This window comes from Oscillibacter sp. (assembly GCF_028693505.1).
GTDB lineage: Bacteria > Bacillota > Clostridia > Oscillospirales > Oscillospiraceae > Oscillibacter.
The window spans coordinates 51,880-75,562 of sequence record NZ_JAQUVF010000001.1 but is presented as its reverse complement, the minus strand read 5'-3'; the positions used below and the strand labels follow the sequence as shown (position 1 = coordinate 75,562).

General features: G+C 60.2%; 26 protein-coding genes and 2 riboswitches. Of the genes, 10 read left to right on the top strand and 16 right to left on the bottom strand.

What is annotated here, in order from left to right; translation table 11 throughout:
* Nucleotides 1–32 precede the first annotated feature (32 nt).
* The 6 genes from PHI30_RS00355 to thiE form a co-directional block, all read right to left on the bottom strand.
* Nucleotides 33–1,229, bottom strand: a complete 1,197-nt coding sequence (locus tag PHI30_RS00355) for an ABC transporter permease (RefSeq protein ID WP_300022333.1) — start codon at nt 1,227–1,229, stop codon at nt 33–35.
* Entirely contained in the window at nt 1,226–1,963 is a 738-nt protein-coding gene (locus tag PHI30_RS00350) for an ABC transporter ATP-binding protein (RefSeq protein ID WP_300022330.1), read from the bottom strand. The genes PHI30_RS00355 and PHI30_RS00350 overlap by 4 nt, the downstream gene beginning before the upstream one ends.
* Nucleotides 1,963–3,657 (bottom strand): HlyD family efflux transporter periplasmic adaptor subunit, encoded by a 1,695-nt coding sequence (locus PHI30_RS00345; protein WP_300022327.1) that lies wholly within the window; start codon nt 3,655–3,657, stop codon nt 1,963–1,965. The genes PHI30_RS00350 and PHI30_RS00345 overlap by 1 nt, the downstream gene beginning before the upstream one ends.
* 212 nt (nt 3,658–3,869) lie before the next feature.
* The gene (gene cytX / locus PHI30_RS00340; RefSeq protein WP_300022325.1) at nt 3,870–5,030 is read right to left on the bottom strand and encodes a putative hydroxymethylpyrimidine transporter CytX; all 1,161 of its coding nucleotides are present in this window, start codon (nt 5,028–5,030) and stop codon (nt 3,870–3,872) included.
* The gene (gene thiD / locus PHI30_RS00335; protein ID WP_300022323.1) at nt 5,027–5,836 is read right to left on the bottom strand and encodes a bifunctional hydroxymethylpyrimidine kinase/phosphomethylpyrimidine kinase; all 810 of its coding nucleotides are present in this window, start codon (nt 5,834–5,836) and stop codon (nt 5,027–5,029) included. Before thiD ends, cytX begins: the two co-directional genes overlap by 4 nt.
* Before the next feature lie 282 nt (nt 5,837–6,118).
* Nucleotides 6,119–6,763, bottom strand: a complete 645-nt coding sequence (gene thiE, locus PHI30_RS00330; protein ID WP_300022321.1) for a thiamine phosphate synthase — start codon at nt 6,761–6,763, stop codon at nt 6,119–6,121.
* 53 nt (nt 6,764–6,816) lie between these two features.
* Nucleotides 6,817–6,924, bottom strand: a riboswitch (TPP riboswitch).
* Between the two features lie 75 nt (nt 6,925–6,999).
* Nucleotides 7,000–7,102: riboswitch (TPP riboswitch) on the top strand.
* Between the two features lie 304 nt (nt 7,103–7,406).
* On the opposite strand from thiE, the gene thiW reads away from it, so the two are divergent.
* The 3 genes from thiW to spoIIP all read left to right on the top strand — a co-directional run bounded on the left by thiW (nt 7,407) and on the right by spoIIP (nt 10,043).
* Nucleotides 7,407–7,925 carry an energy coupling factor transporter S component ThiW gene (thiW, locus tag PHI30_RS00325; RefSeq protein ID WP_300022319.1) on the top strand — a complete coding sequence of 173 codons (519 nt, stop codon included), beginning with the start codon at nt 7,407–7,409 and terminating at the stop codon, nt 7,923–7,925.
* A 23-nt stretch (nt 7,926–7,948) separates the two neighbouring features.
* The gene (gene thiM / locus PHI30_RS00320) at nt 7,949–8,758 is read left to right on the top strand and encodes a hydroxyethylthiazole kinase (protein WP_300022317.1); all 810 of its coding nucleotides are present in this window, start codon (nt 7,949–7,951) and stop codon (nt 8,756–8,758) included.
* Nucleotides 8,759–8,891: 133 nt separating this feature from the next.
* Nucleotides 8,892–10,043 carry a stage II sporulation protein P gene (gene spoIIP, locus PHI30_RS00315; RefSeq protein ID WP_300022315.1) on the top strand — a complete coding sequence of 384 codons (1,152 nt, stop codon included), beginning with the start codon at nt 8,892–8,894 and terminating at the stop codon, nt 10,041–10,043.
* Between the two features lie 57 nt (nt 10,044–10,100).
* Here spoIIP and rpsR read toward each other — a convergent pair whose 3' ends face one another.
* Genes rpsR through rpsF form a run of 3 tightly spaced genes read right to left on the bottom strand, consistent with a single transcriptional unit; the run spans nt 10,101 to nt 11,135 of the window.
* On the bottom strand, nt 10,101–10,352 hold the full coding sequence (gene rpsR / locus PHI30_RS00310; RefSeq protein ID WP_300022313.1) for a 30S ribosomal protein S18: 252 nt from the start codon (nt 10,350–10,352) through the stop codon (nt 10,101–10,103).
* Nucleotides 10,353–10,377: 25 nt separating this feature from the next.
* Entirely contained in the window at nt 10,378–10,827 is a 450-nt protein-coding gene (locus tag PHI30_RS00305; RefSeq protein WP_300022311.1) for a single-stranded DNA-binding protein, read from the bottom strand.
* A gap of 11 nt (nt 10,828–10,838) precedes the next feature.
* Nucleotides 10,839–11,135 (bottom strand): 30S ribosomal protein S6, encoded by a 297-nt coding sequence (gene rpsF, locus PHI30_RS00300; RefSeq protein WP_300022308.1) that lies wholly within the window; start codon nt 11,133–11,135, stop codon nt 10,839–10,841.
* Between the two features lie 228 nt (nt 11,136–11,363).
* Between rpsF and PHI30_RS00295 the strand changes: the two genes are divergently transcribed.
* Nucleotides 11,364–11,762, top strand: coding sequence for a VOC family protein (locus PHI30_RS00295; protein WP_300022305.1), 399 nt, complete (start codon nt 11,364–11,366; stop codon nt 11,760–11,762).
* Nucleotides 11,763–11,793: 31 nt separating this feature from the next.
* Here PHI30_RS00295 and PHI30_RS00290 read toward each other — a convergent pair whose 3' ends face one another.
* The 4 genes from PHI30_RS00290 to rpsT all read right to left on the bottom strand — a co-directional run bounded on the left by PHI30_RS00290 (nt 11,794) and on the right by rpsT (nt 13,832).
* The gene (locus PHI30_RS00290) at nt 11,794–12,024 is read right to left on the bottom strand and encodes a GlsB/YeaQ/YmgE family stress response membrane protein (RefSeq protein ID WP_300022301.1); all 231 of its coding nucleotides are present in this window, start codon (nt 12,022–12,024) and stop codon (nt 11,794–11,796) included.
* Between the two features lie 11 nt (nt 12,025–12,035).
* Entirely contained in the window at nt 12,036–12,659 is a 624-nt protein-coding gene (locus tag PHI30_RS00285) for a TatD family nuclease-associated radical SAM protein (protein WP_300022298.1), read from the bottom strand.
* A 6-nt stretch (nt 12,660–12,665) separates the two neighbouring features.
* Nucleotides 12,666–13,433: a TatD family hydrolase gene (locus PHI30_RS00280; protein ID WP_300022295.1), complete on the bottom strand. Its 768-nt coding sequence runs from the start codon at nt 13,431–13,433 to the stop codon at nt 12,666–12,668.
* Between the two features lie 135 nt (nt 13,434–13,568).
* On the bottom strand, nt 13,569–13,832 hold the full coding sequence (rpsT, locus tag PHI30_RS00275) for a 30S ribosomal protein S20 (protein ID WP_300022293.1): 264 nt from the start codon (nt 13,830–13,832) through the stop codon (nt 13,569–13,571).
* Between the two features lie 184 nt (nt 13,833–14,016).
* Here rpsT and gpr point away from each other — a divergent pair, with 184 nt between their 5' ends.
* Nucleotides 14,017–14,913 carry a GPR endopeptidase gene (gene gpr / locus PHI30_RS00270; protein WP_300022290.1) on the top strand — a complete coding sequence of 299 codons (897 nt, stop codon included), beginning with the start codon at nt 14,017–14,019 and terminating at the stop codon, nt 14,911–14,913.
* Between the two features lie 47 nt (nt 14,914–14,960).
* Here the strand turns inward: gpr and PHI30_RS00265 are convergent, their stop codons facing one another.
* Complete coding sequence (locus PHI30_RS00265) at nt 14,961–15,209, bottom strand: hypothetical protein (RefSeq protein ID WP_300022287.1); 249 nt, start codon at nt 15,207–15,209, stop codon at nt 14,961–14,963.
* A 244-nt stretch (nt 15,210–15,453) separates the two neighbouring features.
* Nucleotides 15,454–16,209 carry an exodeoxyribonuclease III gene (locus tag PHI30_RS00260; RefSeq protein WP_300022284.1) on the bottom strand — a complete coding sequence of 252 codons (756 nt, stop codon included), beginning with the start codon at nt 16,207–16,209 and terminating at the stop codon, nt 15,454–15,456.
* 121 nt (nt 16,210–16,330) lie between these two features.
* Here PHI30_RS00260 and PHI30_RS00255 point away from each other — a divergent pair, with 121 nt between their 5' ends.
* Complete coding sequence (locus PHI30_RS00255) at nt 16,331–17,704, top strand: MATE family efflux transporter (protein ID WP_300022281.1); 1,374 nt, start codon at nt 16,331–16,333, stop codon at nt 17,702–17,704.
* A 55-nt stretch (nt 17,705–17,759) separates the two neighbouring features.
* Here the strand turns inward: PHI30_RS00255 and PHI30_RS00250 are convergent, their stop codons facing one another.
* Nucleotides 17,760–18,686: a LysR family transcriptional regulator gene (locus tag PHI30_RS00250; protein ID WP_300022278.1), complete on the bottom strand. Its 927-nt coding sequence runs from the start codon at nt 18,684–18,686 to the stop codon at nt 17,760–17,762.
* A 443-nt stretch (nt 18,687–19,129) separates the two neighbouring features.
* On the opposite strand from PHI30_RS00250, the gene metG reads away from it, so the two are divergent.
* The 4 genes from metG (at nt 19,130) to PHI30_RS00230 (ending at nt 23,540) form a co-directional block, all read left to right on the top strand.
* Nucleotides 19,130–21,109 carry a methionine--tRNA ligase gene (gene metG, locus PHI30_RS00245; RefSeq protein WP_300022276.1) on the top strand — a complete coding sequence of 660 codons (1,980 nt, stop codon included), beginning with the start codon at nt 19,130–19,132 and terminating at the stop codon, nt 21,107–21,109.
* A 192-nt stretch (nt 21,110–21,301) separates the two neighbouring features.
* Nucleotides 21,302–21,958, top strand: a complete 657-nt coding sequence (locus tag PHI30_RS00240) for an HAD family phosphatase (RefSeq protein WP_300022273.1) — start codon at nt 21,302–21,304, stop codon at nt 21,956–21,958.
* A 102-nt stretch (nt 21,959–22,060) separates the two neighbouring features.
* A complete protein-coding gene (locus PHI30_RS00235) occupies nt 22,061–22,534 on the top strand; it encodes an RNA polymerase sigma factor (protein WP_367186312.1) in 474 nt (157 codons plus the stop codon).
* Complete coding sequence (locus PHI30_RS00230) at nt 22,524–23,540, top strand: DUF4825 domain-containing protein (protein ID WP_300022269.1); 1,017 nt, start codon at nt 22,524–22,526, stop codon at nt 23,538–23,540. Before PHI30_RS00235 ends, PHI30_RS00230 begins: the two co-directional genes overlap by 11 nt.
* Nucleotides 23,541–23,683 lie beyond the last annotated feature (143 nt).

The window sequence follows — 23,683 nt, the reverse complement described above, 5'->3', positions numbered from 1 at the left end:
CGGAACCCGGGGCCTTGCTCCTTTATTTTCTCTCAGTCGTAGCGCAGCGCATCGATGGGGTTGAGGTTTGCCGCCTTCTTGGCGGGGAGATAACCGAACACCACGCCGATGCCGGTGGACACGCCAAACGCCACCAGCACCGCAAGCAAACTGGGGCTGACGGTAAGGCTGGTCCCCAGCACGGAGGTGATGACCACCGTCGCCACGGAGGAGAGCAGATACCCCACCGCGATGCCCAGTACGCCCCCCAGCGCGGAGGTGGTGGCCGCCTCAATGACGAATTGGCGCATGATGGCGCTTTCCTTGGCGCCCAGCGCTTTGCGAATGCCGATCTCCCGAGTCCGCTCCGTGACGGAGACCAGCATGATATTCATGATGCCGATGCCGCCCACCACCAGAGAGATGGCGGCAATGGCCGCCAGCACGCCGATGATCATATTCACCATGGAATTCATGGTGTCCAGCATTTCCGACATACTGATGACGGTGTAGGCGTCCTCATCCTCAAAAATATTGTAGAGCGTGGTTTCCACCAGCGTTTTTGCCTCGGCAATCCGGTCCTTATCCTGCACCGTGACGGTATAGCTGTTGATGCTTCCGGTATAGCTCATGCGGGCGGCGGTGGAATAGGGGAGGAACACGCAGTCGTCGGCGCCGCCCTCCTCCAGATCGTCGCTCTCCGCCGCCATAACGCCCACGATTTCAAAGGTGGTGTTGCCGACCTTCAGCGTCTGACCCACGGCGCTGCCGCCAAAATAGGCCATGTTCAGATACTGGCCCACCACGCACACCTTTTTCCGCCCGGAGATATCCGTATACTGAAGCCCACGGCCCTCGGAAATCTCGTAGCCCTTCATGGAGAAGTACTCCTCGCTGACGCCGGAGACGGTGGAGCTAGAAACGGTGTCGCTGCCGATTTTCAAAAAGGAGGAAACGGACACGCTGGGGGAAAGCTGCTTAAATTCCTCCGGGTGATCCGCCACCATCTGGTACATATCCTCCTCGGACACGCTGCGGGAGGACCCCCGCCCCATCACCATCACCGTGAGGGAGTCGGTGCCAAGGTCCGCAAAGCTGTCCTCAATATAGCCCTGCATGCCGTTGCCAAGACCCACGATGACAATGACGGCGCAAACGCCGATGATGATGCCCAGCATGGTGAGGAAGGTGCGCAGTTTGCTGCTGCAAATATTTTTGATCGCCAGCTGAAAGGTCTCCAAAAAGCTCATGATGCGCCTCCCTTTCCCGCAAGGTCCGGCGTGACCACCGCCTCTGGCGCGTGGGCGTCCCCGTCATAGACCACACGGCCGTCCTCCAGCCGGATGATTCGCTGGGCCTGCACGGCGATGGAGTTATCATGGGTGATAAGCACCACGGTATTGCCCGCGTCGTGAAGCTTTTGCAGCATGGAGAGGACCTCCCGCCCGGTGTGGGAGTCCAGCGCGCCGGTTGGCTCGTCAGCCAGGATGACCGCAGGTTCGCCCACCAGCGCCCGGGCGATGGAGACCCGCTGCTGTTGGCCGCCGGAGAGCTGGGTGGGTTTGTTTTTGAGCTTGTCACCAAGGCCCACCACCTCCAGCGCCACCTTTGCCCGGTCCCGCCGCTCTGCCTTGGGCATCCCGGCGTACATCAGCGGGACCTCCACATTTTCCAGCAGCGTGAGCTTGGGCAGCAGATTGTACTGCTGAAAAATGAAGCCCAGCATCCTATTGCGAATCTCCGCCAGCTGATTTTTATTCATCCTGCCCACGTCTTCCCCGCCCAGAAGATACGTCCCGGAGGTGGGCACATCCAGACATCCGATGATGTTCATGCAGGTGGATTTGCCGGAGCCGGACTGGCCCACGATGGCCACAAACTCCCCCTTTTGGATTTGCAGGGAGATGTGGTCCGCCGCCCGGACCACGGTATCGCCCATGTGATAGGTCTTGCAGACGTCTTGAAACTCGATCAGCGCGCTCATCAGAAGCCTCCCCCCGGCCCGCCGCTGGGACGTCCGCCGCCTCCTCCGCCGCTTATGGCCATACCGCCGCCCATGCCGCTCATCGCCATGCCGCCCTGCATCATCATGGCATTGCCGCTGCCGGACGAGGTTTGGAGATAGGCCACGGTGTCGCCCTCCTGCAAGCCGGAGAGAACGGCAATATAGCTCTCGTCGCTCACGCCGGTTTCCACCTGCACGTAAACGTATCCCTCCGGAGCCTCCTGCTCCAGCGCGTTCGAGGCGCTGGGGGAATCCTTGGTGATGAGCACGGTGTTGCCCCGGTTGACCGCAGCGCTGGGAATTGCCAGCACGCCGCTCTCTTCCTCCAGCACGATCTCCGCATCCACATTCATGCCCGGCAGCAAGCCGTCGGTCTCGTCGATGCGGACGGTGACGGGATACGTGGTGATGCCGCCGGAGGTGGTGCCCGCCACGGAGACCTTAGTGACCGTGCCGGTATAGGTTTTGCCCTCCACGGCGTCGGCGGTGATCTCCACCGTCTGCCCAACGGCCACTTGGCCGATATCCAGCTCGTCAATGTTCATGGTCATTTCCAGATAGCTCATGTCGTAGATCGTGCAGAGGGTGCCGGAGGAGCCGCCCTCGATCTTGTCGCCGGCCTTGGCGGTCTTGGTGACCACCGTGCCGGAGATGGGCGCGGTGACCTGATAATCATCCAGCTTTTCCTTGGCGTTTTGCAGGGAGGTCTGGGCGTTGTTCAGGCTCGTCTGGGCGTTTTCGATTTGATCGTCCACGCTGTCGCCGGTGATGGTGCAGATCCGATCTCCGTTTTTAATGGCGTCGCCGGCAAGCCAGCTCAGCCCGCTGACCTTTCCGGACACTCCGGCGGTCACGGTGCTCTCTTCGCTGAGTTCAATAGACGCGCTGCCGTAGCTGGAGTAGCTTCCGATCACCGCGCTGGCGGTATAGCCGGAGGTCACCAGCCCGGGATTGGCAGCCTTGACCCGGACGGTGGTGAGCATCTTGCCGGTGTCCGAGGCGGTGGACCCGCTGGAGACCGCCGTCACGGTGCCGGTGATGGTGCCCGCCATGCCGTTGATGAATACCGTGGCGGTCTGGCCCACGGAAAAGTCCCCATCATTGGCATAGGTAAAGAGGAAGTTGAAGTAGAGGTTGTTGTCGCCCACAATGCGCAAAAGCTCCGTCCCCGCGCTGACGCTGTCCCCGTTTTTCACACAGACCTCGCTGACGGTGCCGCTCATGTCGGCGGTGGGATACTTGCTTTTCACCGCCTTGGAATAGCTGCTTTGGGCCTGCGAATAGCTGTTTTGCGCCTGGGTCTGGCTGGAGGAGGCGTCGGAGGCGTCCAGCGTATAGAGAAGCGTCCCCTTTTCCACCAGATCGCCTTCTTCAAAGGCGTCGCTTAAAATTTCCCCGGAGACCAGCGTGCTCACGGTATAGGCGTTCGCTGGTTCCAGCGTGCCGCTGGAGCTGAGGGCGTTGGTGATATCCCTCCGCTCGGCCGCCGTCTCCTGATAGACGGTGACGGCCTCGGTCTTTTTGCTGCCGATGCCCCGCGCCGCGATCACGCCGCCGCCGATGGCAAGGACCAGCACCAGCAAAACCAGCCAGCGCTTTCGGATTTTGCATCTCCTGAACCATTTCTTTTTGGGGGCGGCCTCCCGCGTTTCGTCCCTTACGACTTCTTCCATAGCTTCGCCGTTCCTTTCCGCTGTTTGCTTTTCATAGTGTCCACAGCATACGGGGGGAAGTTAAAATTAACCTGAAAGGTCCTCCAAAAGCAGGGGGCTTCCCTGCAAATTCAGTGAAACCGCCAAATCCTTTTTTTGAAATGTCTTTTTTCTTTATGCATTTTTCGGTAAAAAAAGTGGGCATACCTTCCGGCACACCCACTTCTTTTGGCTTATTTTTTGGGGACGAGCCTGTCCGCCGCAAGGCACAGCGCCACGGTCAGCGCCATATCCACAAGGGTATAGCCCACCGGAAGGTCCGTTTTCATCAGCAGACGGTAGGCAAGAAAGCCCAGAAGCCAAATCACCAGATTCCGCCCGTCCAGCCCGGCTCCAAACCGGTCCCGCCGCAGCAGGAAAAAGTCCGCAATCTGAATGGCGATCATGGGCGCGAACACGGAGCCGATGAGATAGAGGAAATTCGTGATATCGTCTATGGGGAAGAGGATGGCCCCGGCGATGCCCACCACGGTGACGCCCGCCGCCGTCCACTTGCCGGAAAACACTTTGCTGAGAGATTCGGCGGAAATGCCGGCGGACCACGCGTCGAGGAAGGTGGTGGTCACGGTGGAGAGAATCAAAATCACCAGCGCGGCAATGCCCAGCCCCGCCTTCACCATGATCTGGGCAATGTCGGATTCCCCGGTATAGATGGCGGCTCCCATGCCGATGACGTACATCCAGCAGGACACCAGTCCGTAGACCACCACGCTCACGAGCGTCGCCTGGGCGGGCTTTTCCGCCTCCCGGGTATAGTCGCCGATCAGCGGCAGCCAGGAAAGAGGCATGGCCACCGCCAGATCCACCGCCGCGCCAAAGCTCATGGCCTCCCCGGCGGAGGCACTCATGCTGCCGTCAAAGAAAATGACCTTGCATAAAACCAGCGTCAAGAGAAATAGCGCCGCCATGGCGATTTTATTGATCCAGCCCAGGTTGGTGACGCCCACCAGAATCCACAAAAGGATGAGTCCGCCAATCACCAGACACCACACCCAGTGGCCCACGGTGAAGATGCCGCCGATGGCCAGCGCGCCATCGTAAATCATGATGGCGGTCCAGCCCACCAGCTGCAACACATTCAAAAAGGCAAAGAAGATGCCGCCCTTTTGCCCGAAGCTCCGTTTCACCGTCTCCATGGCGCTCAGGCCCGTGCGCCCGCCGATGAGCCCCGCAAGATACATCATGGCGCAGCCGATCACGTGGCCCAGCAAAATGGCGGCAAAGCCCTTGACCATTCCCAGCGGGGCGAAATACGTACCGGTGAGAATTTCCGCCAGCGACACGCCCGCGCCGAACCAGATCAGTCCGTTTTGAAAGGAAGAGGTCTTTTTCATGCCCGGTCCTCCCCAATAAAGCGGCTGCGCAGGTCAAAGAGATGGTCCATGGGGCCCCGCCCCTTTCCAAGGTCCAGCTGCGCCGCCAGCGCGCCGGAGATGTACGCCTTTGCCCGCTCCACGGAGGAGGCCAAATCATAGCCCTTGGCGAGATTCGAGGCGATGGCGCTGGAGAGGGTGCAGCCCGTGCCGTGGGTGTTGGGATTTTTAATGCGGCGGCCCCGGAACCACCGGGCCGTGCCCTTTTGCCACAGCAAATCGTTGGCGTCGTTCAAATCGTGACCGCCCTTGCACAAGACCGCGCAGCCATACTCCTCGCTGATGGCCTGCGCCGCCCGCTCCATGTCCGCCGGGCAGCGGATCTCCATGCCCGTCAGCAGCTCCGCTTCGGGAATGTTGGGCGTTAAAATCTCCGCCAAGGGCAGCAGCTGTTCCTTCAAAACACCCATGGCGTCCGGGCGCAGCAGCGCCGCTCCCGAGGTCGCCACCATCACCGGGTCCACCACGATGTGCTTTGCGCCATAGCGCGTCAGCGCGTCCGCGATCACCGCGATGAGCGCGCCGGAGGAGACCATGCCAAGCTTCACCGCGTCGGGAAAGATATCGGTGAACACAGCGTCCAGCTGCGCTTTCAGGAAGGAGGGCGTTGCCTCCAGAATGTCTGTGACGCCGGTCGTGTTCTGGGCGGTCAGGGCCGTGACGGCGCTCATGGCGTATACGCCGTTTGCCGTCATGGTCTTGATGTCCGCTTGCATACCGGCGCCTCCGCTGGAATCGCTTCCGGCGATCGTCAATGCTGTTTTCATAAAAATACCCCTTTCTTGTTTCACAGCAATGCATTTCTAGGGCAATACCGCACAGAGATTGTGCGTGGATTGCGCAGTCAGATTTTTCGTCAAATTATGCAGAAATTTTGCCGCCATACTGACGTATGGCAAAAGATTTCTGTGCAAGATGGCGGAAAATATGCAAGCAAGCCATGCGCAAAGCCGTCAGGCGGTCTTTGTGTGATGTTGCCCTAAGGCGGCGGCAAGGTGGTGCCCCCAATGCCGCCGCCGAAAAAGCGGCAAACGCCGCGTTTTTCCCGTTTACTTTTGGCAGATCTCCTCCGACAGATGCTTTAGCTCCGCCGCAGCTTCCCTCACGTCCCTTTGCCCGAACAGGGCGGAGACCACCGCCACGCCGGAAAGGCCGCAGCCGCCCAGCTCCCGGATATTTTCCCGGGTAATCCCGCCGATGGCTACCACCGGAACCTCCACCGCCGCCGTGATGGCCCGGATGGTGTCGTGGGAGATGGGCTTTGCCTCGGACTTTGTGTCGGAGACGAAGGCCGCGCCGGTGCCCAGATAATCGCAGCCCGCCGCCACGGCCCGCCGCGCCTCCTCCACCGTGTGGGCGGAGACGCCGATGAGCTTGCCATGTCCCAGCAGCGCCCGGGCGCGGCCGGCCTCCAGATCCTCCTGCCCCACATGCACGCCGTCGGCCCCGGTCTGCACGGCGATCTCCACATTGTCGTTGATAATGCTCACCACGCCCTTTTGGCGGCACAGCGCCACAAACCGGGTCGCTTCTTCCAGAAAGTGTGCGTCCTCCAACTGCTTTTCCCGCAGCTGGACGATGGACGCTCCGCCGTCGATGGCCGCTTCGATCTGGCGGAAAAAGGCGTCGTCATCCGCCGCCCACGCCCGGTCCGTCACGGCATACAGCCGCATTTGCTCCGATGTAAGTTTCATAAAATCGCTCCTCCAAAATAAAACCGCAGACATGCCCAATTCGGCCTGTCTGCGGAAATCATCGCTTATCTCCCTACGTTGGCATGATCCAAATCAGGTCCCGGGTCGAAACCTTGCGGTTTCCTCTCAGCCCGCGCCAGCGGACTCCCCTTTTTTCATTTTCCCCATCATACGCCCGTTTTTGCCTCTTTGCAACCCTCCCCTTGACTTTTTTTGCGTTCAATGGCATAATGGGCTACGAAAAACGGGGGAGCCGGTTTCGGCTGAGAGGAAGCGTTTGCTTCGACCCTTTTACCTGATGTGGGTTATGCCACCGTAGGAAGTCATGATGGGATTGAAAACGGCGGGCCCTTTCAGGACCCGCCGTTTCTTACTTTTTTGCATGGGAGGGATGAGAGAAAACGAAGGCGCCCCGGACATTCCGGGAGCGGACCAAGGGGGAGCGCCCTGGGTCCCAAGCCATCAGAGCAGCGATGGGAAGCCGTGTTCCGGCGTGAGAGGAGGCCAGAAAGCCTCGACCGATTTTTCCACGCGGAAGGGGAGAGGTCTCTCCCACTTCGCCACCTTGCCGTGCAAGGGGGAAACGCTGCTTCCTTACCGTTTTCTCCCTGCGATCTCAATTCATACAAAGGAGTTATTATTTATGAAAAAGTATTCTGCGAAAAAGCTTGCTCTGGCAGGCCTTTTGTGCGCTGTGGCCGTGATGGGCAGCGCGTTTTCCTTCCCCGTGTTCGCCAGCAAATGCGCCCCGGTGCAGCACATGGTGAACATTTTATGCGCCGTGTTTTTGGGTCCCTGGTACGGGGTGGGCGTGGCTTTTGTGGCAAGCCTTTTGCGCAACCTCTTTGGGCTTGGAAGTCTACTGGCCTTCCCGGGCAGCATGTGCGGCGCGGCGCTGTGCGGCATTGCCTATCACAAAACCAAAAAACTGCCGCTGACGCTGATCGCGGAGGTGCTGGGCACCGGCATTCTCGGCGGACTGCTCTCTTATCCCATCGCCATCGCCTTCATGGGCAAGGGCGCCGGGGACATCGCCTTTTACGCCTATGTGGCGCCGTTTTTGGTCTCCACCGTGGGCGGTTCCGTGCTGGCGGGCGCGCTGGTGTACGCGCTGGAGCGCAGCGGCGCGATGAAGTCCATGCGCGCCGCCATGGAGCAGTAAACTTTTTAAGAAGAGGTCTTTTCATGATGGATTTCACCCGTCTGGACGCCCTACGGCAGCGGCGGCCCCTGCTCCACTGCGTGAGCAATCTGGTCTCCGCCAACGACTGCGCCAATCTGGCGCTGGCCGTGGGCGCCAGCCCCATAATGGCCCAGGGCGAAGGGGAGATGGCCGCCGTCACCGCCGCGTCCAGCGCCACCGTGCTCAACACCGGCACGCCGGACGAGGAAAAGTACCGCGTGTGTCTCCTTTGCTCTCAGGCAGCCGCCGCCCTCGCCCAGCCCGTGGTGCTGGACCCGGTGGGCGTGGGCGCCAATCTCTGGCGTCTCCAGCACGTACAGGCCCTGCTGCAATGCTTTACGCCCTCCATCCTGCGGGTAAATCTGGGGGAGGCGCAGGCGCTGGTGCAAACCACCGGCTGCGGGCAGGGGGTGGACAGTCCCGCCCCCGCCACGGCGCAGGAGCGGCAAAGCGCGGCGGTGACGCTGGCCCGCCAGTACCAAACCACCGTTTTGCTCTCCGGACCGGAGGATGTTGTGACCGATGGGGAGACGGTCTGGCAGGTGGATGGCGGCAGCAATTTGATGGCCTATGTCACCGGCACCGGATGTATGCTCTCCGTGCTGTGCGGGGCCTTTGCCGCCGTGACGCCAAAGACGCTGGAGGCTGCGGTCCTTGCCGCCGCCTTTTGGAAGGTCTGCTCCCGCCGGGCGGAGATTGCCGCCGACAGCCGGGGACCGGGGTCCTTCCGCGCGGCGCTCTTTGACGCGGCGTACGCCCTCACCGCTCAAGACTTCGCCAAAGAGGCCGCGGCGAGTCTCACGAAACGCTGAGGTTTCTTTTGAGATTTTCCGGCACGCCGGGGGCGCATCCATTCGGATGCGCCCCCGCTTTTTCTTCTTGGCGGTCGCCCGGGCGGCATATCCCGCCCGGGCCTCGCATAAGGTTGTCCGAGAGGTGAATGAAATGAAAAAGGGACGCCTTCCCGGCATGTTTTTGCGGCGGATGGAAGCCGCCGTGCTGGCCGCCGGCACACTCTGGACGGTATCGGTCACGGCGGGCAGCGCAACCGCCGCGACCGCATTTACGGCTCTGCGGGAGGCCTCGCCCCTGCGGGCCTTGCAATGGGAGCTGGGGGACCTGTGGCCCCGGGACACCCTCTCGGCGGCGACGGCTCTGGCTCTGGGGGAGGCCCCGCTGCTGCTGGCGGCCCGGCCTGCGGTGGCGGAGCTATGGAAGCAGGCGGAAACCTCCACTCCCGCTCAGGAGGACAACACCGTCACGGTCCCCGTGGAGGAAACGCCGCTGGACGCCCCGGGCGCGCCGGACAACGGCGTGGCCGCCCGGACGCTGGTGCCCACGGACCCCAGCGGCTACACCGTGTGCGGACGCTCCTACATCAGCAACTCCACCGACCACGCCCTCTCCATTCCGGATTTGCAGGAGCCGTTTTCCGCCGTGCTGACCGGGGAGGGGCCGCAGGTCCTGATTCTCCACACCCACGGCAGTGAGAGCTACACCCCGGCAAACGCCGAAGGGATCGTCTGGTCCGGCGACCACCGCACCACGGACACCCGCTACAATGTGGTGCAGGTGGGCGACGCCATGGCGGAGGTCTTTGGGGAGGAGGGGATCTCCGTTCTCCACGACCGGACGCTCTACGACTATCTCTCCTACGCCGGGGCCTACGACCGGTCTCTCGCGGCCATTCAGAGCTATCTTGCCCAGTACCCCTCCATCCGCTTTATTCTGGATGTTCACCGGGACGCCATCGAGGACGCCCAGGGCAACCAGTACAAGGTGGTCTCCGCCGTGGAGGGGGAGGGGACCGCCGCCCAGCTGACGCTGGTGGTGGGCAGCGACGGCAGCGGGCTGACCCATCCCAACTGGATGGAAAATCTGCGTCTGGCCGTTGCCATTCAGGAGGACGCGCTGACGGAATACCCCTCGCTGATGCGGCCCATTTTGCTGCGCAACTCCCGTTACAACCAGCACGCCACCACCGGGTCCCTTTTGGTGGAGGTGGGCGCGGCGGGCAACTCCCCGGAGGAGGCCCTTCTCGCCGGAAAGCTTTTTGCCCGGCGTACGGCGGACGTTTTGCAGGCCAGAAGCAAATAAAAAAAAGAGACGCATCCAAAAGGATGCGTCTCTTTTCAGAACCTGTCCGTACTGCCGTCAGTCGGTGACGTAGGGCAGCAGAGCGATCTGACGGGCACGCTTGATCGCCTCGGTCAGCTGACGCTGATGCATGGCGCAGGTGCCGGTGGTTCTGCGGGGCAGAATCTTGGAACGCTCAGAAACAAATCGACGCAGCTTGGCGGCGTCCTTGTAATCAATGCTCTCGCACTTATCCGCGCAGAACTGGCAAACCTTACGGCGCTTGCCGCGCATGGGACGAGAGGGTCTCGCTTCACGATCGAAAGCCATGATATGGTTCCTCCTTACTTCAAAATCAGAACGGCAGTTCGCCGTCCTCTTCACCAATTTCGGCAAAGTCGGAGTGCCCGTCCATCGGAGCCGCGCTGGCCCGTCCGGCAGGAGCACTGTATGCGGGAGCGGCACCGTACTCACCGGCGCCGTCACGCTTGGAATCCCCGAAGTAGACGTTGTCGGCCACGACTTCCGCGCTTCTGCGCTTGCCGCCTTCCTTATCCGTCCAGTCGCGGATTTGCAGCCGGCCCTCTACCACGGCCATACGGCCCTTGGTGAAGTACTTGCTGACGAATTCCGCGGTGGCGCGCCATGCCACGATATCGATAAAGTCGGTCTCCTTCTCGCCGCCCTGAGACTTGAAGTCCCGGTCCACGGCCAAAGAGAAGGAGGTGACGGCCGTACCGCTTCCGGTGCGGCGCAGCTCGGGGTCACGGGTCAAACGACCCATGAGAATGATTTTGTTCAGCATGTTATGCCTCCTTACTCGCCCTTACAGACGATCAAAGAACGCATGATGCCGTCGGTAATGCCGAGGATACGGTCCAGCTCTCTGGGGAACGCGGGCTCGCTGCTGAAGCTCATCAGCACGTAGTATCCATCGGTCTTGAAGTTGATGGGATAAGCCAGCTTGCGGCTGCCCCACTCTTCCACTTCAACGGCGGAACCATTCTGCTCAGCCAGTGTCTTGAACTTCGCCACCAGTGCGGCGGTGTTCTCCTCACCCTGTGCAGGGTCGATAATGTAGACGACCTCATAATTGGCAGAAACCTTTGCCATGTTTGCACCTCCTTTTGGACAAATGGCCCTCATCTTCAGATGAGAGCAAGGATATGCCCGCAGACTGCGAGCCTTATTATTATATAAGAATTTGCGCAAATGTCAAGAAAAAGTTTTTATTCTTTGCTTCTTTTTAGAAAAGCGTTCCCTTTTACAAAAAAATGTGCTATATCTGTACCAGAAACCGCCGCTTGCCGGCGAGGATCATGAATAGGGAGGAACTTTCAAATGAACAAGCATTTCCGGGGCCTGGGTCATATCGGGATCTACACCGCCGATATGGATGAGAGCATTGCCTTTTATGAGAAGATCGGCGCTTCCCTTTTGAAACGGGAGACTCTTTCCACGCCCAATGGCGAAAAGCATCTGGCGCTGGTGGACCTCGGCGGCGTCACGCTGGAGCTGATCCAGTCTCCCACGCCCGTTTCCATGGAGGAGGGCTGCATTCCCCATTTTGCCGTCTATGTGGACGACATGGACGCCACCGCCGCCGCCATCCGCGCCGCAGGGGTGGACACCTTCCTTGCACCGAAGAAGAAAGTGCTGCCCCACCTGTTCGGCGGTTTGGAAAACTGGTTTTTCACCGGCCCCTCCGGCGAGCAGATTGAGCTTTTGAAAATGCTGTAAAAGAGAAGAGACGCCTTTTGGCGTCTCTTTTTTAATGAAACAGCTTTCGCCCCGCCCAGATGGACAGGCACGCGCCCACCACGCCCACCAGCAAATTGGCGAACAGGCCGTAAGCGTAAAAGCCCAGCAGACCGAAGAGGGCGCTGCCCACGAAGGAACCCAGCATCCCGATGGCGATGCTGCGCACAAGGCCGCCCTCCGCGTGCATCACCCGCCCCGCGATCCAGCCCACCAGCGCGCCCATAATCAATGAACCAATCATGTTTTTCTCCCTCAGTCCTTGATATATTCCCGCACCCGATAGGTGGCGCCGATCTCCTCTTCGCAGATCTTGCGGCAGTTTTCGATCTCCTCTGCGGGGATCGTATCCACCACGGTCATCATCACGTGGGGCACATACCGCAAAAGCTCCTTGGCGAAGTCCTTCATGGCCTCGTAGCTTCCGGGGAGCCGGGGGCGGCACAGCGCCTCGTATTTCTCCGCCGTATCGGTGTTGAGGGAGATGGAGACCATGTCGAACCGGCCCGCAAATTCCGGACAGATATCCCGGCCGTGGATGAGATTTCCGGTGCCGTTGGTGTCCATGCGGGTAAAGATTTTCTTTCCGTGCTCCTTCAGATGGTCGATCACCCAGCAGATATCGTCCATGCGGTAGCTGGGCTCGCCAAAGCCGCAAAACACGAGCTGGCGGTACTTGCCAAGGTCTCTCCCCTCAATGGAGGCGAGAATTTCTTCCCGGGTAGGCTCCCGCGTAAGCCACAGGTTGTCGTTATAAATGCTGCCCTGACTGCTTTGGTTTTGCCGCAGGCAGAAGGTGCAGGCATAGTCACAGCGGTTGGTGGTATTCACATACAGGTTGTCCCCGTATTCATACGTGATCGTAAATCCTTTTTCCATGTTCCTTCACTCCAATCCGAAAAGACGTTTTCCGTTTTCACAGGTGCATCGGGCCAGCTCCTCCGGAGAGATGCCCTTCCACCGGGCCAGCGTCTCCACAATATACGGCAAATTCCGGCTGTCGTTCCGCTTGCCGCGGCACGGGACCGGGGCAAGATAGGGGCTGTCCGTCTCCACCAGCATCCGCTCCAGCGGCGTGATGGCAGCCACCTCCGGGGCGCGGCGGGCGTTTTTATAGGTAATAGGTCCGTCAAAACCCAAGAACCATCCCCGCTTTAAAAGCTCTGCCGCCATCTCGGGACTGCCGGAAAAGCAGTGGAACACCCCCCGGACCTCGAGATAGTCCGCCACGATGGCCAGCGCGTCCCCATGGGCGTCCCGGTCGTGGACGATCACCGGAAGGCGCAGCTCGCCCGCAAGCGCCAGCTGGCGGCGAAAAATCTCCCGCTGAAAGTCCCGGGGCGGATTTTCCTGCCAATAATAATCCAGCCCGATCTCGCCGATGGCCACCACTTTTTTATGCCCGCACAGGCGGCGGATTTCCTCCAATTCCGCATCTCCGGCCCCATGGCAGTTTTCCGGGTGGAGGCCGACGGCGGCATAGACGTGGGGAAATTGCTCCGCCAGCGCCACCGCCGCCCGGGAGGAAGCCGCGTCGCACCCCGGGTCCACCACCAGCGCAACGCCCGCGGCGGGGAGGGCGGAGAGCACCTCCGCCCGGTCGGGGGCAAAGGCGTCGTCATCATAGTGGGCATGGGTATCAAACAAAAGCATTCCGTCACCCCTGTTGTCTTTTTTCAGCGAAATCACACGATTCCCGCTCTAGTATACCACACTCCGCACCGGTGGAAAGGGCCAGAATAAAATAAAAAGGACATCCCACAGGATGTCCTTTCAATTTCAGCACAATCAGCCAATCTGGTTGAACTTCAGGGTCATAGCGCTCTTCTTGTGAGCGGCCGTGTTCTTGTGCAGAACGCCCTTGGCAACAGCCTGATCGACTTTCTTCACCGCAACCTTGTAAGCGCCATCGGCCTCGGTGCGATTGCCATCTGCGGCAGCAACCTCGAACTTCTTGATGGCGGTTTTCAGATCGGACTTTGCAGCCTTATTCCGTGCGTTTTTCGCTTCACCAATCAACACACGCTTCTTGGCAGACTTGATATTCGGCAAACCAAACACCTCCTTCGGCAAATTCACACAGTAGATTTTCCACCGTGCAGAATGATATTTTAGCAGGGAACGAACAAAAAATCAAGTCTTTTTTTACATTTTCTGCTCTTTTTTGTATATTGTATGCAATATCGCAAAACCTAGGGCAGGAACCACAAGATTTTGTGTTGGGAGGGAACTGCTTTTGTTCAGTAAGCGAACGGATCTGGCCCTGGAGGCCCGGGAATTATGGCAGGAATCGGCGGAAAAGACCACGCGGCTGCAAGGCGTGAAGGCCACAAAGCAAAAACAGGAGGGGTATCCGACCACCCGTGTGGACATTTTGGACGAGCGGGGAGAGCAGGCGCTGGGCAAGCCCCAAGGCTCCTATCTCACCATCGACCTTTCCACCTTCTGGCAGCGAAAGGCCGATTTTTTTGAGCGGGCCGTCCGGGCCGTGGGCAGTCAGCTCAAGGCGCTGATCCCGCAGGAGGGGGCCGCGCTGGTCATCGGCCTTGGCAACAGCGCCATGACGCCGGACGCCGTCGGCCCGCTGACACTGGACAGCGTCCTCATCACTCGGCACCTGATTGCCTCCATGCCCAAGCATTTTTCCGGCTTCCGCCCCGTGGCGGCGTTTCGCACCGGAGTGCTGGGCACCACCGGCGTGGAGTCCGCCGAGGCGGTGCGGGGGTTAGTGGCGGAGGTGCATCCCGCCCTCATCATCGCCGTGGACGCGCTGGCCTCCCGTCGGTGTGAGCGGGTGTGCGCCACGGTGCAGCTCTCCGACACCGGCATCGTCCCCGGCTCCGGCGTTGGAAACCACCGCTGGGCGCTGAATCAGGAGACGCTGGGCGTGCCAGTGTTTGCCGTGGGCATCCCCACCGTGGTGGACGCCGCCACGCTGGCGGCGGACCTGCTGGAGGGCAGCGGCATCCAGTCCGTGGACGAGGAGACCTTGCGCAAGAGCCATCAAAACCTGATGGTGACGCCCCGGGATATCGACCAGCAGGTGCGGGACCTTTCCAAGGTGGTGGGCTACGGCATCAACTGGGCGCTGCAGGATCTGGAGATCGAGGAAATGAACGCACTGCTGAGCTGAGGGCAGCGCCAACGGGCACAAGCCTTGCAAAATAGGTCCCGATCACCCTATTTTGCGGAAAAATGGCTGCTATACTGTCCGTTGAGGTGATTTTTATGGAAGGGTCCTGCTGCGAAACCTGCAAATTTTTCAGACAGCACTTTATCCGCTTCGGCAAGCGGTACGATTTGGCAAACTGCGGTCACTGTGTTTTCCCAAGATTGAAGCCCCGCAAGCCCAACGCGCCCGCCTGCGAGCGGTATCAGACTTTGCCACAAAGCAAGCGGTAGCGGCAGCGGAAATCGTCGCTGGTCCATACGTCTGCCTGCCGATTCGCTCCATGCCTTCCGGCGCGGGCAAGTTGGCTGTTTCCCGAACTGGCACAGACGCGCCCGGCAGGGGGCTTAATCTTGCGGGGCAGTGATTCGGAGTACCCCCGTAAACCCCTGCCGTGGCGGCAGGGGCTAAACGGCTTTTTCTTCCACCGTGAACAGCCCGTTCTTTTTCGCCGCGTGAAAAAGAATGGGGGGTTCATCCCCCATTCCCCGGGGACGGGGGGATTCACTCCCCGATTTCCAGCACCACGGGGCAGTGGTCGCTGCCGGTGACCTCGCTCCAGATGTCGGCGCTTTGAATTTTCTGTCGCAGCCGCTCGGAGACGATAAAATAGTCGATGCGCCAGCCCGCGTTGTTCTTTCGGGCGTTGAAGCGATAGCTCCACCAAGAATACGCCCCGGTTTTATCCGGGTACAGATACCGAAAGGTATCCACAAACCCGCTTTGCAAAAGCTCCGTCATCTTGCCCCGCTCCTCGTCGGAAAAGCCCGGATTCATGCGGTTGCTCTTGGGGTTTTTGATGTCGATCTCCTCATGGGCCACGTTCAGATCGCCGCAGTACACCACCGGCTTTTTTGCGTCCAGCTCCAGGAGATACGCCCGGATATCGTCCTCCCACGCCATGCGGTACTCCAGCCGGGAGAGCTGGTCCTTGGAGTTGGGGGTATAGCAGCAGACGAGGTAAAATTCTTCAAACTCCGCCGTAATGACCCGCCCTTCGTGGCGGTGCTCGTCCGCGCCAAAATCATAGGTCACGGAAAGGGGCGCTTGCCGGGTAAAGACGGCGGTGCCGGAATACCCGGCCTTATCGGCGCTGTTCCAATAGCGCTGGTAGCCGGGCAGGTCAAATTCCGCCTGCTCCGGCCGCATTTTTGTCTCCTGTAAGCAAATTACATCCGCGTCGGCCACGGCGCACAGGTCCAGAAAACCCTTTCCAAGGCAGGCGCGCAGGCCGTTGACGTTCCAGGACAGCAGTCTCATAACACTTCTCCGATCTATTTTCCTGTTTTCTTCATTGTATCCGATTTTCCCGCAAAAAACAATCTTGCTCCAGCGCCGGAAAGGGAGTAGAGTGTCTTTATTGACGGCATGAGGTGTTTTTATGGAACAGACGGCTCCCGGCGCAAGAAATATGACCGTTGGCTCTCCCGCGGGACATATCGTCGCCTTCGCGCTGCCCCTGCTGGCGGGCAGTTTTTTGCAGCAGCTCTACAACATGGTGGACAGCTGGGTAGTTGGCCGGTACGTGGGCGACGGGGCGCTGGCCGCCGTGGGCGTGGGCTTTCCGGTCATTTTTATGTTCACGTCCCTTTTCATGGGCCTTTCCAACGGTGGGACCGTGGTAATCGCCCAATTTTTTGGGGCCGGACGCATGGACCGGGTCCGGGACGCGGTGGACACGATCTATACCACGTTCCTCTTCTCGGTCATCCCGGTGACGGTGCTGGCCGTGGCGGCAGTAAAGCCCATCCTCTTATTGCTGCGGGTGGAAAGCGGGGCTTACCGCGAGGCGTTCGTCTATTTGCTGGTGGTGTGCATCGGACTTACGGGGACCATCGGCTACAACTTAAACGCGGGCATTTTAAGCGGACTTGGCAACAGCCGCACCACACTGCTGTTTTTGGCCATTTCCGCCGTGATGAACATTGTGCTGGACCTGGTTTTGGTGCTGGTGATTCCGCTGGGCGTGCTGGGCGTGGCCCTCGGCACCATCATTTCCCAGGCGTTTTCCTGGCTGTTCGGCATTTTTTACATCAACCGCAAATACCCCGCCTTTTCCATCCGCCCCTTCTGCCGCCGCTTTGACCGGGAGCTGTTCGGCCAGATCATGGGCATCGGCCTGCCGGCGGGCATTCAGATGTCGCTGGTGGCGCTGGGGGCCATGGTGGTGATGAGCAAAATCAACTCCTTCGGCAAGGAATTTGCGGCAGGCTACAACGTGGGCTATCGGCTGGACCAGCTGGCTTTTTTGCCGGTGCAAAGCCTTTCCACCGCCGTCACCGCCTTTGTGGGGCAGAACATCGGCGCCCACCGGCTGGACCGGGCGCGTCAGGGCATTCATGTGACAGTGCTCGTTTCCGCTCTCTGGTCGCTGCTGATGGCCGCGGTGCTGATCCCCTTCGGCGGCGCTTTGGTGGGCCTTTTCTCCCCCACGCCCGCGGTCATTCACGCCGGCGCGGTCTATCTCCGGTGCATTATGCCCTTTTACGCGCTCTTCGCCGTGATGTTCTGCCTGAACAATGCCATGCGGGGAGCAGGGGAGAGCGTTTTTCCCATGGTGAACGTGCTCTTTTCCCTGATCTTGCTGCGGGTGCCCGCCGTATACTGGTTTGCGGACCGCTTCGGCCCAGACTACATGTATTATGGCATCGGCGTGGGCTGGGTGCTGGGCTTTACCATCTCGCTTGTCTACTATCTCTCCGGCCGCTGGAAGCGCCGGGGCAGTCTGGCGGACCAGGCGGACCCTTCCGCCTGAGCGGCGATTTTCCCAATGCCACAAAAAAAGGACGCCCTGCGGGCGTCCTTTTTATTTATCCCTCCGCCAAAAACTCCACCTGTCGGTTGGATTGGGAGTTGCGCACCAGCAATTTTTCCAAACAGGCCAGCGCCTCCGTCTTTTCCGCCCCCTTGCGGAAAACCAGAATATCCTCCCGGCACAGCGGCGGGTCAAAGCGGAACGAGCGGACCGTGGCAAAGCCCCGGATGTCCGCCGCCGGCACGATGGCCGCGCCCACGCCGTTTGCCACCATCTTCTGGGTGAAGTCGTCCCGATTCAGCTCGCACACCACATTGGGCCGGAACATCAAATCCGCGAACAGCTGATCCTCCAGCTTGCGGATGGTGGACCCCTCGTCGGAGAACACAAAGCTCACGTCCCGCAGCTCCTCCGCCAAAACCCCGGGGGCGATCTTCCGGGTGCGGGGATGGGACACGCAGAACGGGTGGTCCTTTGGCAGCACCAGCACCAGCTCCTCCCGGCACAGCGGCGTAAAGCCCTGGGCGGGCAAATCGTCCTCCGGCGTGATGGCGATGACCGCCAGATCGATCTTTCCCGCCTGCATCATCGCTTTGAGCTGCAAATACCGGTTTTCAAAGAGCTTGAGCGTGATGGAGGGAAACGCCTCCTTAAAGGCGGGCAGACTGTTGGCCACCAGATCCAGTCCCCAGGAGGAGCAGCCCAAGCGGATGCAGCCCTCGTTCTTCAGCGCCGCGATGCTGGCGCGGGCGGCGTCCTGAATGCGCACCACATCCGCCGCCGCCTGCAGGTAAATTCTACCCGCGTCGGTGGGCACCAGACGGTTTTTGTCCCGCAGGAACAGGGGCGTTCCCAATTCCGCCTCCAGCTTCAAAAGGTACTGGCTCAGGGTGGACTGGGTGATAAACAGCTTCTCCGCCGCCCGGGTGACGCTCATCTGGTGGGCAATTTCCAGAATGTACTCCGGGTTTTTAATATCCATGCTCCGCCCTCCTTTGCATTCTCATTACTTTTTCCGATGCGTCGCATCACTTTTAACGTTTTGACTTTCCGCGCCTGCGGGACTATTGTTATCTTACAGCAAGGGAGCCCCCTTCCACAAGAAATTTCTTACAAACTTTATTTTTCAGAAAGAAGGAACAGACCATGATCAACTTGAGAGAAACTCGTTTCTACAACCTCGTGAAGGCTTTCCTGGAGTTCGGCGGCCTTCAGTGAGCGATTGCCCAGCATTCGCCATTTGATATATGATGGATACCTCCTATATCCAGGAAACGGCGCCGAAGCGATGCTTCGGCGTCTTTTCTTTGGGAAAATCGGCGACAAACGTTGTAATTTCAGAAGGTATCCGGTATAATAATAGAACTGTTTTGGAAATACCGGCCCTCTTCCATTCGGAGCGGCCGCTTAAAAAGGAGAACCCCCATGGAAAAGAAGAAGTTCTATATCACCACCCCCATCTATTACCCCTCGGACAAGCTCCACATCGGGCACACCTACTGCACGGTGGCCACCGACGCCATGGCCCGCTACAAGCGGCTTACCGGCTGCGACGTGTGCTTCCTCACCGGCACCGATGAGCACGGTCAGAAGATCGAAACCAAGGCGCAGGAGAGCGGCATCACCCCCAAGGAGTTTGTGGACCGCATTGTGGAAGGTCCCCGGGGCGTCAAGGACCTGTGGAAGCTGATGAACATTTCCAACGACCGCTTCATCCGCACCACGGACGATTACCACGTCTCCGCCGTGCAGAAGATTTTCCGCAAGATGTACGATAACGGCGACATTTATAAGGGCGCCTACCGGGGAAAATACTGCACCCCCTGCGAGTCCTTCTGGACGGAGAGCCAGCTCAAGGACGGATGCTGCCCCGACTGCGGCCGCAGCGTGGTGGACGCGGAGGAGGAGGCCTACTTCTTCCGCCTGAGCAAATACGCAGACAGGGTCCGGGACCTGCTGGAAAACACGGACTTCCTCCAGCCCCGCAGCCGCGTCAACGAGATGGTGAAAAACTTTATCGACTCGGGCCTTGAGGATCTGTGCGTCTCCCGCACCAGCTTCACCTGGGGCATTCCCGTGGATTTTGACCCGGGCCATGTGGTCTACGTGTGGGTGGACGCCCTCTTCAACTACACCTCCGCCCTGGGCTTTTTGAATGACCAGTACCACGACTATGAAAAGTACTGGCCTGCCGACGTCCACTTTGTGGGCAAGGAGATCGTCCGGTTCCACTCCATCATCTGGCCCGCCATGCTCATGAGCATGGAAATGCCCCTGCCGAAACATGTGTTTGGCCACGGCTGGCTGCTGCTGGACGGCGGCAAGATGAGTAAGTCCAAGGGCAATGTGGTGGACCCCTATATTCTGGCGGAGCAGTTCGGCGTGGACGCCCTGCGCTTTTTCCTGATGCGGACCTTCCCCTTCGGCTCCGACGGCAACTTCTCCAACGAGCTTTTGATCCAGACCATCAACACCGACCTTGCCAACGACCTCGGCAACCTCGTCTCCCGCACCACCGCCATGGTGGGCAAGTATTTCGGGGGAAGCCTGCCGGAGGGCTGTGGGACGTGGACCGCCCCCGAGACGTGCGATCAGGAGCTTTTGTCCATGGCCCGCGCGCTGCGAAGCGCCTATGAGGCGCAGATGGAGGCCTACGCCCCCCACAACGCGCTCTCCGAGGTATTCAAGGTCATTCAGCGGGCCAACAAGTATATCGACGAAACGGCCCCCTGGGCGCTGGCCCGGGACATGGAGGCAAACGGCCCCCGCCTTGCCCATGTGCTCTACAACCTGCTGGAAGCCACCCGCATCTGCGGCATTTTGCTCAGCCCCTTCATGCCCGCCTCCTGCGAGGCGCTCTTCCGCCAGATCGGCGCGGGGGCGAATTGCCAGAGCTGGGAATCCGCCGCCGAATGGGGCGTTTTGCCTGAAACCGCCGCCACCACCAAGGGCGAAAACCTCTTCCCCCGCATCGATGCGGAGAAGGCCCTTGCCGCGCTGGAAGAGGCGGAGCAGGCAGCCCGGAAAGCCGCTCTCCCCGCCGTGGAGCTGGAGCCGCAGCTTTCCGAGCAGGTGGACTTTGACACCTTCTGCAAGTCCGATTTCCGGGCGGTGAAGGTGAAGGCCTGCGAGGCCGTGAAAAAGAGCGAGAAGCTGCTGCGCTTCACGCTGGACGACGGCACCGGCACCGACCGGCAGATCCTCTCCGGCATCCACAAGTTCTACGAGCCGGAGCAGCTGGTGGGAAAGACGCTGGTGGCCATCGTGAATCTGCCGCCCCGGAAGATGATGGGGCAGGAATCCTGCGGCATGCTGCTCTCCGCCGTCCACACCGAGCAGGGCGAGGAAAAGCTGAACCTCATCATGGTGGACGACGCCATCCCCGCAGGCGCAAAGCTCTGCTGAGCGTTTTTTTCCAAAGACACACACAACCTGCAAAAGGAGTCCGGGCCGCTGGCCCGGACTCCTTTTTTTCGGCAAGACCTTTGCCGTTGTGTTTTTTTATTCGTTTGGTGCTATACTTATATTCATATCTGCTGTATCCGCCGCGATTGATTCACGCGCCGACCGTGGCGGCAAAAGGAAGGAACATCACACATGAGACTGCAAAGCGCAATTTTTGATATGGACGGGACGCTGCTGGACTCCATGCACATCTGGCACGAGCTGGGCCCCTGTATGCTCTATAAGCAGGGCATCACGCCGACGTCGGACCTGCACGAAAAGCTGAAAACCATGACGCTGCGCCAGGGCGCGGCCTACTGCAAGGAGGCCTATGGCATGCCCCAGAGCGTGGAGGACATCGTATCGCTCATCGAAGAGCAGATCTTCGATTTTTACCACAACCAGGTGCAGGCCAAGCCGGGTGTGGAAAAGTTTCTCTCGCTGCTGAAAATGGAGGGCGTTTGGATGTATGTGGCCACCGCCACGGACCGTCATTTGGCCGAAGCCGCCCTCCGCCACGCCGGGATCGACGGGTATTTTCGCGGGATCATCACCTGCGCCGAGGCGGGCAGCGGGAAAAGCTCTCCCGAAATTTATGAGCGGGCCATGCGTCGGCTCCAGTCCAACAAAAAGGACACCGTGGTTTTTGAGGACGCGCTCCACGCCATCCAGACCGCCAAGGCTGCCGGATTCCGGGTCTGCGCCGTCTACGACGCCTCCGCCGAGGAAGATCAAGCGGAAATCCGGCGATTGGCAGATTACTACCTCACCTCATTTGAGGAGATGTTTGAAACCCACGCGCCGGATTGAAAACTTGACGGGCTTTCCCCGTCAAGTTTTTTTCCGCCGCTGTAACGTTTTCCCGTCCCCGGGGATATAAGAACAGAAAGGAGGGGGATCTCTGTGGACGACATGAGTGAAATCTACCGTCAGCACGCCCAAACCGTCTATAAATTTCTCCTCTCCCAATGCCGGGATGCGGACCTTGCGGAGGAGCTGACCCAGGAGACTTTTTATCAGGCGGTGCGCTCCATCGCCCGCTTTGACGGCACGTGCAAGCTCTCCGTCTGGCTGTGCCAGATCGCAAAGCACCTTTGGTACCAGCACCTGCGCAGGCGTCAGCATGAAGCGCCCGCGCCGGAGGAGGAAGGCGCGAGCGTCTCCGCCGAGGAGACGCTTCTCTCCCGGGAGGGGCATCTGGCCCTTTTGCGGCAGGTCCACGACCTCCCGGAGCCTTACCGGGAAGCCGTCTATCTGCGGGTGTTCGGCAATCTCACCTTTCGGGAGATCGGCGCGGTGCTGGGCCGAACGGAGACTTGGGCGCGGGTTACTTTTTATCGGGGAAAAGAACGGCTGAGAAACGGAGGGACGCCAAATGAAAAATGATTTGACCTGCGCTGTGGTGCGGGACCTGCTGCCAAGCTTTGCGGAGGGACTCACCGGGGCGGAGACCAACGCGGCGGTGGAGGCGCATCTATCCGTCTGCCCGGACTGCGCGGCAAGCCTTGCCGCCATGCGGCAGACGGAAACCGCCCCTGCCGGGGCGGAGCGGGAGGTGGACTATCTCAAGGCCCTGCGCCGCAGGGGACGGCGCAAGGTGGCGCTGGGCATTCTCTGCACCGCGGCGCTTCTTTTGTGCGCCCTTGGGGCAAAGCTTTTCCTCATCGGAGAGGCCGCCGGGAAAAGCGGCCTGAGCTGGAGCGTCCTCTCCGACGGAAAAACAGACTTGCAGCTGCGGGTTTTCACAGCGGAGTCCGCCGCGTCCTACTGCCGCTGGCGGGTGGAGGAGACGGACGGCGTGGTGACGATCACCGCGCGCAAGGTCCTCTCCTCGCCGCTGTATCCCTCCGGGGACTACCGGACCACCCTTGACCTTTCCGGCGTGCGGGAGGTGTATCTTGGCGGAAAGCTCCTCTGGCAAAACGGCGTGACCATCTTCCCCTCCACGGCGGCGCTGTACGACGCCAAAACACCCTATGTGGGCAACGCCTCGGCGCTGGGGCGAATCACCGCTGCGCTGGTTCCGGGCCTTCCGGGCGGCTACACCATGGCGCTGCAAACCGCCGAGGAGCCTTACGAGTGGACCTTTGTCTACGACATTCCCTGCACGGCACGCGCCGCCGTTGATCTGGACCGACGGATGCAGGAAGCCGCGCCGCTGCTTTTCGCGCTGGTGGGCAATCTGGGGGAGATCTCGTGGACCTATCCGCTGGAGGGTGGCGACGATCAGTCCCGCACCGTCACGCTCTCGGAGGTCAACGACACCCTCGGGGAGAAAACGGCGGCCTATAACGCCGCAAACGGCGCAGACCTTGCGCCCCGGGATAGCGTCCGGGACTATCTGGATTCCGCCGCCGATCTCCAGCGGCTCGTGAACCTCTTGCAGCCGTAACGGTATAAAAAACAGCAGGCCCCGCAAACATGCGGGACCTGCACAGCTCTCCAAAAAAGTCTCACAGCGTTTGCCGCCGGGGCGGCAAAGAAATGAAAATTCGTTTTCGGCCGCGGCGCGTACGTGGACGAAAACACTTTGCG